The sequence below is a fragment of the Marinimicrobium sp. LS-A18 genome (genome assembly GCF_000463525.1).
In the GTDB taxonomy this organism is placed as follows: domain Bacteria; phylum Pseudomonadota; class Gammaproteobacteria; order Pseudomonadales; family Cellvibrionaceae; genus Marinimicrobium; species Marinimicrobium koreense.
The window spans coordinates 76,469-91,032 of record NZ_AWEP01000002.1; the positions used below are offsets into that span (position 1 = coordinate 76,469).

14 protein-coding genes and 2 tRNA genes are annotated in these 14,564 nt (G+C 60.8%); 11 read left to right on the plus strand and 5 right to left on the minus strand.

Annotated features, from left to right (window positions below):
- Positions 1 to 38: 38 nt before the first annotated feature.
- Together N645_RS0100355 and N645_RS0100360 are read right to left on the minus strand one after the other, a co-directional pair.
- Entirely contained in the window at positions 39 to 1,364 is a 1,326-nt protein-coding gene (locus N645_RS0100355) for a glycoside hydrolase family 2 TIM barrel-domain containing protein (protein WP_036159672.1), read from the minus strand.
- Positions 1,365 to 1,512: 148 nt separating this feature from the next.
- Positions 1,513 to 1,842 carry a hypothetical protein gene (locus N645_RS0100360; protein ID WP_024459525.1) on the minus strand — a complete coding sequence of 110 codons (330 nt, stop codon included), beginning with the start codon at positions 1,840 to 1,842 and terminating at the stop codon, positions 1,513 to 1,515.
- Positions 1,843 to 1,989: 147 nt separating this feature from the next.
- Here N645_RS0100360 and queE point away from each other — a divergent pair, with 147 nt between their 5' ends.
- The 8 genes from queE to N645_RS0100405 all read left to right on the plus strand — a co-directional run bounded on the left by queE (position 1,990) and on the right by N645_RS0100405 (position 8,132).
- Positions 1,990 to 2,640 (plus strand): 7-carboxy-7-deazaguanine synthase QueE, encoded by a 651-nt coding sequence (queE, locus tag N645_RS0100370; protein ID WP_024459526.1) that lies wholly within the window; start codon positions 1,990 to 1,992, stop codon positions 2,638 to 2,640.
- Between the two features lie 16 nt (positions 2,641 to 2,656).
- Complete coding sequence (queC, locus tag N645_RS0100375) at positions 2,657 to 3,337, plus strand: 7-cyano-7-deazaguanine synthase QueC (protein ID WP_024459527.1); 681 nt, start codon at positions 2,657 to 2,659, stop codon at positions 3,335 to 3,337.
- Positions 3,338 to 3,442: 105 nt separating this feature from the next.
- A tRNA-Lys gene (locus N645_RS0100380) sits at positions 3,443 to 3,518 on the plus strand.
- A 44-nt stretch (positions 3,519 to 3,562) separates the two neighbouring features.
- Positions 3,563 to 3,638 (plus strand) — tRNA-Lys (locus N645_RS0100385).
- Positions 3,639 to 4,267: 629 nt separating this feature from the next.
- Positions 4,268 to 5,329: a quinolinate synthase NadA gene (gene nadA / locus N645_RS0100390; RefSeq protein WP_024459528.1), complete on the plus strand. Its 1,062-nt coding sequence runs from the start codon at positions 4,268 to 4,270 to the stop codon at positions 5,327 to 5,329.
- A 175-nt stretch (positions 5,330 to 5,504) separates the two neighbouring features.
- Entirely contained in the window at positions 5,505 to 6,380 is an 876-nt protein-coding gene (gene dapA / locus N645_RS0100395; RefSeq protein WP_024459529.1) for a 4-hydroxy-tetrahydrodipicolinate synthase, read from the plus strand.
- Between the two features lie 59 nt (positions 6,381 to 6,439).
- The gene (gene bamC, locus N645_RS0100400; RefSeq protein WP_024459530.1) at positions 6,440 to 7,606 is read left to right on the plus strand and encodes an outer membrane protein assembly factor BamC; all 1,167 of its coding nucleotides are present in this window, start codon (positions 6,440 to 6,442) and stop codon (positions 7,604 to 7,606) included.
- 253 nt (positions 7,607 to 7,859) lie between these two features.
- On the plus strand, positions 7,860 to 8,132 hold the full coding sequence (locus N645_RS0100405) for a PilZ domain-containing protein (RefSeq protein ID WP_024459531.1): 273 nt from the start codon (positions 7,860 to 7,862) through the stop codon (positions 8,130 to 8,132).
- A 21-nt stretch (positions 8,133 to 8,153) separates the two neighbouring features.
- On the opposite strand, the gene N645_RS0100410 is transcribed toward N645_RS0100405, so the two are convergent.
- Positions 8,154 to 8,636 carry a hypothetical protein gene (locus tag N645_RS0100410; protein WP_024459532.1) on the minus strand — a complete coding sequence of 161 codons (483 nt, stop codon included), beginning with the start codon at positions 8,634 to 8,636 and terminating at the stop codon, positions 8,154 to 8,156.
- A gap of 193 nt (positions 8,637 to 8,829) precedes the next feature.
- Between N645_RS0100410 and N645_RS0100415 the strand changes: the two genes are divergently transcribed.
- Positions 8,830 to 9,480 carry an OmpA family protein gene (locus tag N645_RS0100415; RefSeq protein ID WP_024459533.1) on the plus strand — a complete coding sequence of 217 codons (651 nt, stop codon included), beginning with the start codon at positions 8,830 to 8,832 and terminating at the stop codon, positions 9,478 to 9,480.
- 108 nt (positions 9,481 to 9,588) lie between these two features.
- Positions 9,589 to 10,434, plus strand: a complete 846-nt coding sequence (locus N645_RS0100420) for a class I SAM-dependent methyltransferase (protein WP_024459534.1) — start codon at positions 9,589 to 9,591, stop codon at positions 10,432 to 10,434.
- Between the two features lie 50 nt (positions 10,435 to 10,484).
- On the opposite strand, the gene nadC is transcribed toward N645_RS0100420, so the two are convergent.
- Both nadC and N645_RS0100430 read right to left on the minus strand, forming a co-directional pair.
- Positions 10,485 to 11,339 carry a carboxylating nicotinate-nucleotide diphosphorylase gene (gene nadC, locus N645_RS0100425; protein WP_024459535.1) on the minus strand — a complete coding sequence of 285 codons (855 nt, stop codon included), beginning with the start codon at positions 11,337 to 11,339 and terminating at the stop codon, positions 10,485 to 10,487.
- 4 nt (positions 11,340 to 11,343) lie between these two features.
- Positions 11,344 to 11,868 carry a TIGR02281 family clan AA aspartic protease gene (locus N645_RS0100430; protein WP_024459536.1) on the minus strand — a complete coding sequence of 175 codons (525 nt, stop codon included), beginning with the start codon at positions 11,866 to 11,868 and terminating at the stop codon, positions 11,344 to 11,346.
- A gap of 237 nt (positions 11,869 to 12,105) precedes the next feature.
- On the opposite strand from N645_RS0100430, the gene N645_RS0100440 reads away from it, so the two are divergent.
- Positions 12,106 to 14,520: a DUF1631 domain-containing protein gene (locus tag N645_RS0100440; protein WP_024459537.1), complete on the plus strand. Its 2,415-nt coding sequence runs from the start codon at positions 12,106 to 12,108 to the stop codon at positions 14,518 to 14,520.
- The last annotated feature ends 44 nt before the right edge of the window (positions 14,521 to 14,564 follow it).

A 14,564-nucleotide genomic window follows, 5' to 3' on the forward strand; every position in this document is an offset into this window, starting at 1 on the left:
GGGCGAATACCTGCCTATTGACCCTTCTGTAACGTCTGTTACTCGTGGTCTTCGGCGCTACCGACAAAGAAGGGCACGTTGGCGGCCGCGGCCCGGTTGTGCTCTGTGGTCACATAGGCGAACAGCCGGTAGGGGCCAGTTGCTTCCGGAGCGGTGAAGCGCATGGTGCCGTTGCCTTGGTCTTCCACGATCAGGCCTGGAACGCTCTCCGGCCGGTCCTCCCGGTCGCCGCCGGATTTGATGTCGGTGCTCTCCGGCAGGAACTCCCAACGAATGTTGAAAGGCTCGTTGTCCGGATGCGTCACGTCCAGGGAGACCTCGTAGGTCTCGCCCGGCTCCAGGTAAATGCTGTCATACGCGGTTTGACCGTCGATCTGGAAGGAGCGGATGCTCGGCGCGCGGTGTTCGGGCCACTCGCCGCTCCACAGGTGGTGCATGGTATCGACCACTTCGGTGGCGTGGCCGGACTCCAGGAACAGGCCGTACCAGGTGGGTGTGGTTTCCTGTTTTTGTCCCCACAGGAAGGCATAGGAACCCAGCCCTTTTTCCTCGTCGGCGAGAATGGCGGACTCGTAGCGCTGCCGATAGGCGGCGGCTTTTTCGGTGCTGGTCTGCTCGATGGGGACGCCCCAGTCAGTGTTGGCAATTTCCCAGTGCCCGGTGGGGCCCCACTCGGTGACCGCATAGGCCCCTGGCCAGCCCACATCCCGCACCTTCTGGGGCAATGTATCGAGTTCGCCGTAGGTGTTGATGCTCAGGTAATCGATGCTGGGGACGCGCGCCTGGATCAGGTCGGACTTTTCCTGATCAATGCCGGCGGTCACGGTGGTGATCAGGTGGTGCGGGTCAAGCTCCCGGATCATCCGGGCGATGTCTTCCACCGCGTACCAGACGTTGGTGTCGGTGTAGAACAGGTCCAGCTCGTTGCCGATGCCCCAGGTGAGCAGGGCGGGGTGGTCTTTGTAGCGCAGTACCTGCTCCCGGATTTGCGCTTTCTGTGCTTTTACCGCCTCTTCGTCACTGTAATCAAAGCCGTGGCGTTCTTTGCCCATGCGCAGCCCCAGCATGACTGTCAGGCCGTGGGCCTGGGCTTCGTCGAGAATGCGTTCGGCGTTATCGGTATCCCAGGTGCGTACCGAGTTCGCGCCCGCCTCGGCCAGTTGCTCCAGGCGACTGGTGCCGCCCGCGCCTCTGATGAAGTAGGGTTCGCCTTCCCGATAAATCGAGTAGTGGCCATTGTCGTCCTGCTTGAGGGTCGCCGGAACGGCCTGGGAGTCGGTGGATGGCTGCTCGGCCGTGTCGGTTGGGCCGCAGGCGCTTAACGCCAAAAGGCCGCTCAGCAGCAGAAGCATTTTTGTATTCATTCGGTATCTCTCTTGTTATGGCATGACCGGATCGGTTTCCGTCGGGCAATTGTTATGGCAGATGGTCAGAGTGACAAGAGAAGGGCGTAAAGTGGGACCTGAAAACTGCAAGGTGGGAAGTGGGACGGCTGAATGATGAGCCTTTAGGTCAGTCTTCGACCCATTCCCAGCGTACCGGCTGCCCGAAATCATCCAGAATCATTTTCTTCCGGGGGCGCTTGGGTTTGGGGCGCTTGGGCGCGGGGATGGGGTGCTTGCGGGATTCCACCCGGGCGACCACTTCGGTCATGGGGGTCCGTCCGGCGAGGGGGTTTTCGCTGGCGCGGGGCGTGAACAGGGGGGTAAGAGGCCCTTTGGGGTCGATGCGGCCACTCAGGCCGCGGGGTACTTCCTTCACCTTGCCGCCGGAGCGCAAATACTCTTCCAGCTGTTGGTCGAGCTCGGCGCGGATTTCACGTTTGGTCTTGGTGGGTTTCATAACACTCGCGGCAGGAAAATCGGGCCAATCAACAAGAATACCAGCCTGCCGCCGGGGCGGCAAACCCGGCGGGCTCGCATCTGCTGCGGCCTTTGGGTAAACTGCCCGCTGTTAAAGCCCCCGTCAGCGCCACCGGCCCGGAAGTTCATGACCGACGACAGTCTCCGTATTACCGAAATCTTTTACTCCCTGCAGGGCGAGGCCCGGACCTTGGGGCGCCCGACGGTGTTTGTGCGCCTGACCGGTTGCCCCCTGCGCTGTCATTACTGCGATTCCGAGTACGCCTTTCACGGCGGTGAGCGCATGACGCTGACGAGTATCCTGGAGCAGGTGGCCGGCTATCAGCCCCAATACGTCTGTGTGACCGGCGGTGAACCCCTGGCCCAGCCGAACTGCCTGCCGCTGCTCAAGCAACTGTGCGATGCCGGCTACTCGGTGTCGCTGGAGACCAGTGGCGCCATGCCCCTGGATGAGGTGGACACCCGGGTCAGCCGGGTGATGGACCTGAAAACGCCGGACTCCGGGGAGCTCGACAAAAACCGCTGGGAGAACATCCCCCTGCTGCAGCCCCACGACCAGGTGAAGTTCGTGCTGTGCAGCCGGGGCGATTATGAATGGGCCAAGTTCAAACTGGATGAGTACCGCCTGGCCGAGCGGGTCGATGATGTCCTGTTTTCCCCGAGCTTCGGGCAGCTCGAACCGCGCCAGTTGGCCGACTGGATTGTCGAGGACAACCTGCCGGTGCGCTTCCAGATTCAGATTCACAAGCTGCTCTGGGGCGACGCCCCGGGGTACTGATTGAGGAGCAGCCATCATGGCGAACCCGAAAGCGGTCATTCTGGTCTCCGGTGGCCTCGACTCCACCACGGCTCTGGCCATCGCCCGCAGCGAGGGCTACGACTGTTACACCATCAGCTTCGACTATGGCCAGCGTCACCGGGCCGAGTTGCTCGCCGCCGAGCGCACCGCGCACGCCCTGGGCAGCCTGGAGCATAAAGTGGTACGGCTGGACCTGCAGAGCATTGGCGGCTCCGCGCTGACCGATGACTCCATCGCAGTACCGGAAACGGAAGGCGAGGGCATCCCGGTCACCTACGTGCCGGCACGCAACACCATTTTCCTGTCCATTGCGCTCGGCTGGGCCGAGGTGCTGGGCGCCAATGACATTTTTGTCGGCGTCAATGCGGTGGATTATTCGGGTTACCCGGACTGCCGGCCGGAGTATGTGGCGGCCTATGAAACCATGGCGAACCTGGCCACCAAGTCCGGCGTGGAAGGGCAGAAGCTGCATATCCGGGCGCCGTTGATGCGCTGGTCAAAGGGCGAGATTATCCGCCAGGGCCAGGCATTGGGTGTGGATTACGCGCTGACGGTGTCCTGTTATCAGGCCAACGAGGCCGGCGAAGCTTGCGGGCGCTGCGACAGTTGCCGGTTGCGGCGCGCCGGATTTGAGGAGGCCGGGGTTCCGGATCCGACCCGCTACCGGGCAGGCTAAGCCGGGAGGCCGGGTTAAGCTGTTGGTTTGTTTGGCGTTTTTTTGCCTTTTTCTTTCAAAAGCGCTTGTTTTTTTTGTCTGAATCTTTATCATACGCGCCTCTTTGGGTCGTTAGCTCAGTTGGTAGAGCAGTTGGCTTTTAACCAATTGGTCGCTGGTTCGAATCCAGCACGACCCACCATCTTCGAAAATCCGGATGCCACCAGGCATCATCTCGCCAGTTTTGGGTCGTTAGCTCAGTTGGTAGAGCAGTTGGCTTTTAACCAATTGGTCGCTGGTTCGAATCCAGCACGACCCACCATTTTCTCCCCTCCGACGCTTAATTTTTTGGTTCTTCAGTAGCGTTTCGTCCGGACCAGGGTGGGGTATACCGTTTGTAGACCCGCCGTGAACCCATGATGTGCATGGATGCACGAATGCCGCGATGGCAGGAGCCATGGAGCGGCCCATGGGGGCTTCTCGTCGACATCCATGTCTCCGAGAGTCTACAAACGGTATACCCCACCCCGGGCCTCCGTGGAACTAGTAACTTCTGTGCCTGGCATCCTGACTCCACAAATACGAAATTCGTTATTGTTCAAGAACGCTCCTATAAAACCATCGGAGAGAAATCTAGAGCTCGTGCCGTGCTTTGCTACGGAGTATTAGCCAAGGGTGCTATTTCCCGGAACTGTAATCTGGCACAGCGGAGGGAAGGTAGGGGGCTTCGGGACCGTCACCCGCCTGGACGGCGGGTGATGAGCCCCCAGGGATGGGTTCACGGCGTGTCCCGAAGCCCCCTACCTTCCCGCAGCCCTCAGATTCGAAGCACTTGAAATAAAGGAATGCAGAGGGCGGAAGAGTGTCAAAAGAAGTAGCTTTGGGGCACTTTTCATCCCTGTGGTATTATGTCGCCCCAACCCGCTACAGGGGTACATGTGAGGTGATTCTATGACCGCGGACAATGTAATCGTGACCGAAACCGCCCGGAAAACCCCGGAAGAACTGGTTCGGGAACACCTGGACCGCGCCTGGAGTGCCCCCCGGTATACCCCCGAACAGGAAGCAGAATACCGCGAGCGTATTAAAGCGTTGTTACAGAAACACAACGCCGTGCTGGTGGCCCACTACTACACCGACCCCATGATCCAGGCGCTCGCCGAAGAGACCGGGGGCTGCGTGGCCGACTCCCTGGAAATGGCCCGGTTCGGTAAAGAACATCCCGCCCAGACCCTGATTGTGGCCGGGGTGAAGTTCATGGGTGAGACCGCCAAAATTCTCACCCCGGAAAAGCGTGTGCTCATGCCCACGCTGGAAGCCACCTGCTCCCTGGATCTGGGCTGTCCCGCCGATCAGTTTTCCGAATTCTGTGATCAACACCCGGATCGCACCGTGGTGGTGTACGCCAATACCTCGGCGGCGGTAAAAGCCCGAGCTGACTGGGTAGTGACCTCCAGCATCGCGAAGGATGTGGTCGACTATCTCGATCAGAAGGGCGAGAAGATTCTCTGGGCGCCGGACAAGCATCTGGGCGATTACGTGCAGCGCGAGACCGGGGCCGATGTTTTGCTCTGGGACGGTGCCTGCATTGTGCACGAAGAGTTCAAGGCCCGTGGCCTGGAAGACCTCAAGGCGCTCTATCCCGAGGCGGCGGTGCTGGTGCACCCGGAGTCGCCGGAGCCGGTGGTGGCGCTGGCGGATGTGGTGGGGTCTACCTCGCAGCTGATCAAGGCTGCGCAGGAGTTGCCCAATCAGGCGTTCATCGTGGCGACGGACCAGGGCATTTTTTACAAGATGCAGCAGCTGTGTCCGGACAAGACGTTTCATGTGGCGCCCACTGCCGGCAGTGGCGCGACCTGTCGCAGTTGTGCGAACTGCCCCTGGATGGCGATGAACGTGCTGGAAAACCTGGCGAGTGTCTTCGAACAGGACGATAACGAGATTCATGTGGACCCGGAATTGGCCCGCAAGGCCATGATTCCGCTGCAGCGGATGCTCGATTTCCGCAAATAAGCCCCGGAAAGGGGCTGAATCCGGGCGCGCCGCTTGTGTCGTGGAGCGCCCCTCAGTACCATTGCGCCTTTGTGTTTCCCGCCCATGCCACGGTCACCGGCGCGCCGTGCGAACCCTCGGCAGGCGATGAAGTCAGAACCTACACGTTATAGTCAAGCTATTGGAGCTCCCGCGCATGATACAAGGCAGCATGGTCGCCCTGGTCACTCCCATGACCCCCGACAACTCCCTGGACTGGCCCGCCCTGCGCAAACTGGTGGACTGGCACTTGGAGCAGGGCACCAACGCCCTGGTGGCGGTGGGTACCACAGGCGAGTCCGCCACACTGGATATTGACGAGCACCTGGAGGTGATCAAGGCGGTCGTGGAGCAGGTTAACGGACGAATTCCGGTGATTGCCGGTACCGGCGCCAACTCCCTGACCGAGGCACTGGAGTTGACTCACGGTGCCAAGGCCGCCGGCGCGGATGCCTGCCTGCTGGTCACCCCGTACTACAACAAGCCGACCCAGGAAGGCCTGTACCTGTTTCATAAAACCATCGCCGAGGCGGTGGATATTCCCCAGTACCTCTACAATGTGCCCGGCCGCACCGGCGTGGACATGTTGCCGGAGACGGTGTTGCGACTGGCCGCGATCTCCAATATCAAAGGCATCAAGGAAGCCACGGGCGATATGGTGCGGGCGAAAACCCTGATTGAGCAGTCGCCGGAGGACTTCATCATCATCTCCGGGGACGATGCGACGGCCGTGGAATTGATGATTTTGGGTGGCAAAGGGGATATTTCCGTTACGGCGAATGTCGTACCCCAGGCCATTGCGGAACTCTGCGCGCTGGCGATTGAAGGTCGGGCGGAGGAAGCCCGGGCACTGAACGAACGGCTGATGCCACTGCACCAGGCCATGTTCCTGGAGGCCAACCCGATTCCGGTGAAGTGGGCGTTGATGCAGATGGGGCGGATTCAGTCCGGCATCCGTCTGCCCATGACGCCACTGTCCGAGCGGTTCCATGAGCAGGTGACCGAGGCGCTCCGGGAAGCGGGCCTGGTCTGAGTGGTTGCCAGAAATAGATAACAGAGGTTCGCACAACTCACTGGAGAGTTTGGAATTTTATGCGCATTGTGTATTGGTTGTTGGTCGGGTTCAGTTTCACGCTGTCCGGCTGTAGTGCCCTGTTTGGAGAAGAGGGCTATTTCCGGAATCGCGAGGATGACTATCTTAAAGCCGCGAGTCTGGACCCCCTGAAGGTTCCCGATCATCTGAACGCTGAGACCGTGGGGAAACTGTACGAAGTGCCAGAGCTGACCCAGGAAGACGTCGCCTACGCTCAGGACACCGAAGAGTTCGAGGCGCCGCGCCCGGAAGCCCTCTCAGCCACTGCGCTGGTGGAGCGGGTGAAAATCCAGCGCCTGGATGACGACCGCTGGATTCTGGTCAACGTCGACCCGGCGGAGCTCTGGCCCCGGATTCGGGCCTTCCTGGCCGACAATAACCTGCAGGTGGCGTCCACGGATACCGACCTGGGGTTGATGGAAACCAGCTGGCTGTCGTTCAAAGATGACCCGGATCGTATCGACCGCTATCGCATTCGCATTGATCGCGGGGTTCAGCCGGATACCAGTGAGATTCACGTGCTGCACATGAGCCTGGACCGCGAAGAAGCCACCCAGGCCCAGCTCAGCCAATGGCCGGCCGCCTCCAGCAGCAAGGAGCGTGAAACCTGGATGGTTGATGAACTTGCCGCCAATCTGGCCGCCGAAGATCTAGGCGCGGCCGGTGGTACCTCGCTGATTGCCCGGAATATCGGTGGTGAGGTCAAAGCCCGCATTGTCAGCGTTGACAGCGAGCCGGTACTTGAGCTTGAGCTGGCCCGAAGCCGGGCGTTGGCCACCCTGACCCATTCGGCCGAACAGGAAGGCTTTACCATTTATGACAGTGACCCGGCCTCGGGTGTGTTCTATCTGGGTTATCGCGAACCACCGGAGAGCCCGCCGGGCTGGTTGGCCCGCCTGTTCGGGGCGGAAGAGAATCCCCAGCCCCCGGAAACGCCTTACAGCCTGGCCGATCTGCGGGAGGTCCTGCCGGACAACCTGTTGACCATGCCCGCCCAGGCGGAAGCTGCCCGGGAGCGGGCTCCCAAGGCACCGGGACACCTGTTGATCTTTACCGAGCAGTCCGATGGTCTGTACCACGTGCGCCTGCGCACCGCCTATGGGGAGCGGATGTCGGCGCGTAAGACCCGGGAAATGCTCTCGGTACTGCGTAAAAATCTGATTTAACGGAAGATCGATTCACGAGCCGCTGGTATGGGCGGCTCGTGGGCCCTCAAAAACGCCAGCGAACCGGTTTCGCTGGCGTTTTTGCTGGGGCTTGCTTATTCTGAAAGAAAGCCGTAAAACAGAATAATTGATTATTTGGGCATAATGGCCTTCGGCTGTTGCCCAGCGTGAACCTTCGGGGACTGGCTACTCGGCCGCCGGAGTGGTTCGGGGCGGAGACCCGCCCCGACATTGACAGGAAAAGGAGCTCACCGTGATTGATCGTCGGCAATATGAGCGGACCTCCGCCAGCATACGCGTGGAGATGACCCACCCCAGCTTTGGCACCATCGTGGGTTTTACCCAGGACATTTCCGATGGTGGGGCCCGGGTATTGATTGAAAACCAGCCCAAGCCACCGGTGGGAACCCTGGTGATGGTCCGGTTTCGCAAGATGGTGGGGCCGATCAATGATGAGCCGGTGCAGATGCGGGTGATGCATCAGTTGCGCAACACCGTGGGTCTGATGTTTGATTCCGGCAACTGAGTCGTTCGACTGCCCGACCCGTCAGCTTGCCTTGGTGCAGTGCTCAGGGAGGCGAACCTTTCCCACTGCATTGTCGGCCAGTTGCCGGGCATCCCTGCACTCAAGCGCCGCATTTCCCCGCAAATCCACCTCCTTCAGGCGTAACAGCGACAATAGTGGCTCGGCGGATTCGATCTGATTGTTTTCCAGCAACAGCACTTCCAGTCTCGACAGTGTTCGCAGTTCAGCGACGTCCTCCAATTGGTTGTCATTCAGGCTGATGGCCCGCAGGGCGGTAAAGGTGGACAGGCCCGCCAGCGACTCGATGCCGGCACTGCTGCAGTTCAGTTGGGTCAGCTGAGTGGCTTCGGTGACCTGCCGGTCTTCGATGGTCTGTTGCACGCAGTCGTGCAGCGCGGCGTCGGGAAGGCGGAAGTCGGTAAACAGTGTGGGCGGGTTATACACCGGGTTGTCGTTGATGCTCACCGCATAGCCGGTACAGGCGGTCAGTGCCGTCGCTGTCATTAAAATCATCCAAATGCGAAAAGTGTGCGCTAGACTGTTGCTGTGAACCATGGCTCTGCCTATAGTGTCGAAACCTGAACTGCAATCAATGATGGCAGTTGGAGGCGGGAAAAGCTACCGGGTTCCCGTCGGTTTGAGTCTTCCGCTTGGGCGGGCTTTTACGTTTTTGGAATTTAATGATAGAGGAATAGCAATGAAACGTTTGCTGGCTTTGTGTGCAATCTTCACTCTCGCAGCTTGTACCACAACCGATCCCTACACCGGGGAAGAAAAAACCAGTAATACCGCCAAGGGGGCTGGCATTGGTGCCGTAGCGGGTGCCATTATTGGCGCGGCTTCCGCCAGTAAGAGCGATCGTGAAAAAGGTGCCCTGACCGGTGCCTTGGCCGGTGCGGCGATCGGGGGTGGTGTCGGTAACTACATGGATCGTCAGGAAGCCAAGCTGCGCGATGAGCTTCAGGGTTCCGGTGTGCAGGTTCGTCGTGAAGGCGATCGTCTGTACCTGATCATGCCCGGCAACATTACCTTCGCCACTGGCCGCTACGAAATCCGCTCGGATTTCTACAGCGTGCTGGATTCGGTAGCCAAAGTACTGGCCGAGTTTGATCAGACCGCCATCAAGGTCAGTGGTCATACCGACTCTACCGGCGGTAATCAGCTCAACCAGACCCTGAGTGAGCAGCGCGCCGCCAGTGTGCGCGATTACCTGATCCGCCGCGATGTGGCCGCCGGTCGTATCCAGGCCTACGGCTATGGTCCGCGCTATCCGGTGGCCAGCAACAGCACCGCCGAAGGCCGTGCCGCCAACCGTCGGGTAGAGCTCGAATTGCTGCCCATGCAGTAAGCGAGTTTGACGAGCGCAGGGACGCGCTCCGCATTCCCTCTCGATTGATGATGTGTGCCTTTCCCGGCACAGTCCCGCCCCCGTTTATGCCCTGATGAAGCAACTACTATGAACACCTTATCGGCGACCTGGCCGCTGGTTGTTATTGCCCAGTCTTCCGACGCCCGAGCGGAAGCGGCGGCAACGGCCCGCGAGCTGGATGTCCCCCTATTGATCAATGCCGAGCCGGAGCAGCTCTCCGAGCCAACCTTTGCCCTGGTGTATGACGACCACGGCCTGGCCTTACATCACACCGGACGCAAGGTCCCCGGGCCGGTTCAGGTGGACTTCCTGGGCGGGGCGGTGGATCATCGGCGCCGCTTTGGGGGCGGCAAAGGGCAGATGATCGCCAAGGCGGTGGGATTAAAGCCGCATGTATTCCCGCACGTGCTGGACCTGACCGCGGGGCTGGGGCGGGATGCGTTTGTGCTCGCCTCGCTGGGTTGCCGTGTGCAACTGTGGGAGCGTTCGCCGGTGGTCTATCGGCTGTTGGCGGACGGCCTGGCACGCGCCAGGCGGGGCGCCGAGCAGAGCGGTGACGGCGACCTGATGGAGATTCTCGGGCGCATGTCTCTGCAATTGGGTGACGGCGCAAGTTACCTTGCATCACTCGCTGAGGGCGACCCGAAGCGTCCCGATGTCATCTATCTGGACCCGATGTTTCCCGAGCGCCAAAAATCGGCCGATGTGAAAAAAGAAATGCGGGCGTTTCATACCCTGGTGGGGGCGGATGCCGATGCCGATGAGCTGTTGGCGCCAGCGTTGGCCAAGGCGCGCTACCGGGTCGTGGTCAAGCGGCCCCGCAAGGCGCCGGACCTGGCCGGACGGGCGCCCGGGCACCGGATTGAAGGCAAGAGCAGCCGGTTTGACGTCTATGCGCTGCACAAGCTGCCAGAGCGTCTTCATGACGAGTAGGCAGAGCGCCTTAATGATGAATAGCCAGAGCGGGCCGGATTGATCGGTCGCTAGGCCTCTTCCACCGACAATCGCATCGACAGGTCCAGCGCTTTGCAGTGTTTGGTCAGGGCCCCGATGGAGATGTAATCCACGCCGGTATTGGCCAGGGTGGCCAGCGTCGCGTCGGTCACATTGCCTGAGGCTTCCAGTTTGGCCCGGCCACGGTTGCGGGATACCGCGATGCTCAGGGCCTCGGGCGAGAAATTGTCGAGCATGACAATGTCGGCACCGGCGGTCAGAGCCTGTTCCAACTGCTCCAGCGATTCCACTTCCACTTCCACCGGTGTCTCGGGGGCAATTTCCCGCGCTTTACTGACGGCCTCCGCGATACCGCCACAGGCGGCGATGTGGTTCTCTTTGATCAGGAACGCATCGAACAAACCGACCCGGTGATTGGCACAGCCCCCACAGCGCACCGCGTACTTCTGTGCCAGGCGCAGACCGGGCAGGGTTTTGCGGGTATCCAGGAGGGTGACCGGTGCGTCCTGGACCCGCTGCACGTAAGCGGCGCTGATGCTGGCGGTTCCGGACAGCGTCTGGACGAAGTTCAGTGCGGTGCGCTCTCCGGTGAGCAGTGCCCGGGCATTTCCGCTCAACTCGAACAGCAACTGGTCCGGCTTTACCGAATCCCCGTCCTGAACGTGCCAGGTAATCCGGGTGTCCGGGTCGAGTTGCCGGAACACTTCCTCCACCCAGGGGCGACCGCAAAAGCAGCCCGCCTCGCGGGTGATGACCCGGGCGTGGGCGACCCGCTCGGCGGGAATCAGAAGGGCATTGATATCGCCACTGCCAATGTCCTCGGCCAGCGCGGCACGGACGTTGGCCTCGATGGCCCGTTGCAGGTCCGGATTGAGTTCGGTCATGGAGTCAGTCACCTTGGTAACGCAGAGTGAGGCGGTCGCCTTGCTGGCGGAATTCTACCTGTCCGAGGGCGCTCATGCCCAGCAGTACCTGGTCGCCGCCCATGGCGGGGTTGATGCTGGCGCTGACGTCGCGCAGTTGGATGGTGCCGAGCTCCAGGCGTTCGAGTCGGGTGGCGCGCACTTCAATTCGGCCGTTGGCGGTCATGGCCCACTGCCGGGCTCCGGCCCGCAGGCCCGCGCGTTCGGCCAGATCCTGGCTGACGACCACGTCCGTGGCACCGGTATCGAGCAGAAAAGTGGCTTCCTCTCCGTTGATCTGTCCGGGAACCACATAGTGTCCCGACCGGTTGCGACGCAACACGACCTCCTGAACGCCATTGACGACCTGGCCCTGGATCGAGCGGTTGGGGTTGTCCTTGCGGTCTTCCCAAATGCCAAAGGCCCAGGTGAGCAGTGCGAGCCCGATGATCCAGGCTGCAACCAGCATGCCGCGTCCGGCCTGCTGGCCGGGCATTTGCTCCTGTGTCATAACTGCCCCGTGGTGAGCGATTCGGTGGTCATCAAAATGTCACGGGTTTTTATACCCGCAAAGCCCGGTTTTTCTCGTTTGTCAGCCAAATTTTTCTAAGCAAATGAAGCTGTTAGCCGAAATTGTGATAGGGGTCTCGATATTATCATTTGTCGCTGGGATGTGTCCTGATCCTCGTTATACTGATTATCGTAACTGTAAACTGCCCCGACAGTGATCACCCTCAGGAACATCACCATGAACGATTCCGTGCAACCCCAGCGTGAAAATGTCGTCCCGCTCAACCCCGAGCGACGTCAGCCAGCGACCGTGTCGTTGGCGCGCCTGCCGGCGGCCATGCACAGCGTGCGCGACCGGGCACGGCAAACCCTTCAGGGGCTGCTGCGGGATCTGTTCGACAAGGCGGATGATTCCCTGTTCGAGCTGGCCGACCAGGCTACCAGCAATCAGGAGCAGAACCTGTACTTTGATTCCATGCGTGAGGTCCGGTTGCAGCGGCGCACCCTGGAGCAGGCGTTTTTCCTGGGGCTTGACCGGCGCTTTGCGGCGCTGCTGGAACCCGGTGAGTCAAACCGGCAACAGCGGGAGGAGGCTTCCCTCGAGGAACTGAGCCTGGTTCAGAACGATGAGCTGGAGCAGATGGTGGCGACCGAGAGCATGGTCAACAAAGCCAACGAGCAGTTCGCCGAGGCCGTCCAACATTTGACGCTGCGGATGGATCAGTTGGTGCCAGTGAAGGTGTACCAGAAGAACAATCCCCTGGGGGCCGACGCCATCTGCACCGGATTCACCGAGGCCGCCAAGGCGCTGAAGATCGACGTCAAGGCTAAGCTGGTACTGTTCAAGCTGTTTGATAAGTGGGTGGTCTCGCGATTGGGGTCGATGTATGAAAGCGTTAATCAACAACTGATTGATGCCAACATCCTGCCATCCCTGAAGGCGGGCGCGCCCGCAACCCGCCGGCAAAGAGCCGGGGCGCAGCCCTCGCGATCCGCCCGGGCCGAGCGTGCCCAGCGGGAGGATGAATCCAACCAGGTGCTGCACACCTTGCGGGACCTCCTGTCCAACCAGGGCGGGGCGAGTCAGAGCCAGGATTCCGGTGCCGGCGAGTCGCTGGACACCCAGGATCTGGTGCATCTGCTCTCCCAGGCACAGCAGCAAGACTGGGCCAGCCTGGATCAGGGCGCCGGTGCGGTCAACGTACCGCAGCTGGTTCGCGGCCTGGTCAAAAATACCCGTCGGCAATCGCTGAACCAGGTGGATGAGGATGTCATCAATCTGGTCAGCATGATGTTCGAGTTCATTCTCGATGATCGCAATCTGGCCTCGCCCATGAAGGCCTTGCTGGGGCGGTTACAGATTCCCCTGATCAAAGTGGCGATTGCGGATAAAAGTTTCTTCAGCAAAGGCGGGCATCCCGCCCGTCGGCTGCTCAACGAGCTGGCCATGGCCGCGCTGGGCTGGCAGGACACCGGCGAAGAGGGGCGGCGCAAAGACACCTTTTACCAGAAGGTGGATCAGATCGTTCAGACCATTCTGGCGGATTTTGAGAGCGATGTCGGCATCTTCGACCGCATGCTGCTGGACTTCCGCGCCTACCAGGAAAAAGAACGGCGCCGGGCTCGCATTCTGGAGCAGCGCACACTGGACGCGGAAGATGGCAAGGCGCGCTCTGAGCGTGCCCGGGCCGAAGTGGATGCGGCACTCAAGCGCCTGACCCAGGGGCAGACTCTGGCGGTAGCGGCCAATACCCTGCTGTATGAAGCCTGGTCCAAGGTGCTGTTTATCATCTGCCTGAAGCAGGGCACGGACAGTGACGACTGGCGGGAAGCCCTGGAATCCGCCGAGCAGCTGGTCTGGAGCGCCACGGCTCCCATGGATCGCGACAATCGTCAGAAGCTGCTCAAGCTGGTGCCCGAATTGTTGCCGCAGTTGCGGGCGGGCCTGGAATCCATTGCTTACAATCCGTACGAAATGAACCAGCTGTTCAAACAGTTGGAGCAGCTTCACCTGTCCCGCCTGCGGGAGGCCAGTCAGCCGGCGCCGACCGTCGAGCCATCTCAGAAGGGCCCTGATCCGGTCGCGACCGAGGCGGTAACCGCCGAGCCAGAAACTGCCCCTGAGGCGAGTGCTGAAACGGCGTCCGATGAAGCCGCTCAGGCGCCCGTGTTCCAGGTGGTTGAAGAACCGAGCGCGGCTTCTGATGAGACTTCCAGTCAGGCTGACAGCTCGGCTTCCGGGGCTGAGGATTCAACTCCCATCGCGGAAGGCTTGGTTTCGAGCGCTGAAGGCTCCTCTCCCGAATCCACCCCGTCTTCTGTGGTGACCGGTGAGGTTGGTGTCTCTGACGATGGGCCGCTGCCCGCGTCGGACCCTCATATGGCGCTGGTGTCCAACCTGACCCAGGGGAGCTGGTTCGAGCGTCAGGATGAGCAGGGACAGGCGTTCCGCTGTCGCCTGGCGGCGATGATCAAGCCCACCGGCAAATACATTTTTGTCAATCGCTCCGGTATGAAGGTGGCGGAAGAAACCCGCGAAGGACTGGCGCGAGCGCTCAAGTCCGGCCGGATGCGAATCCTCGACGATGGCATGTTATTCGATCGCGCGCTCGAAGCGGTAATCGGCAACCTGCGCAGCTCCCGCGCCCGGTAACCCCGACCACCAACAGCGACAAAGGCTCCCGGCCCCTGTATCAT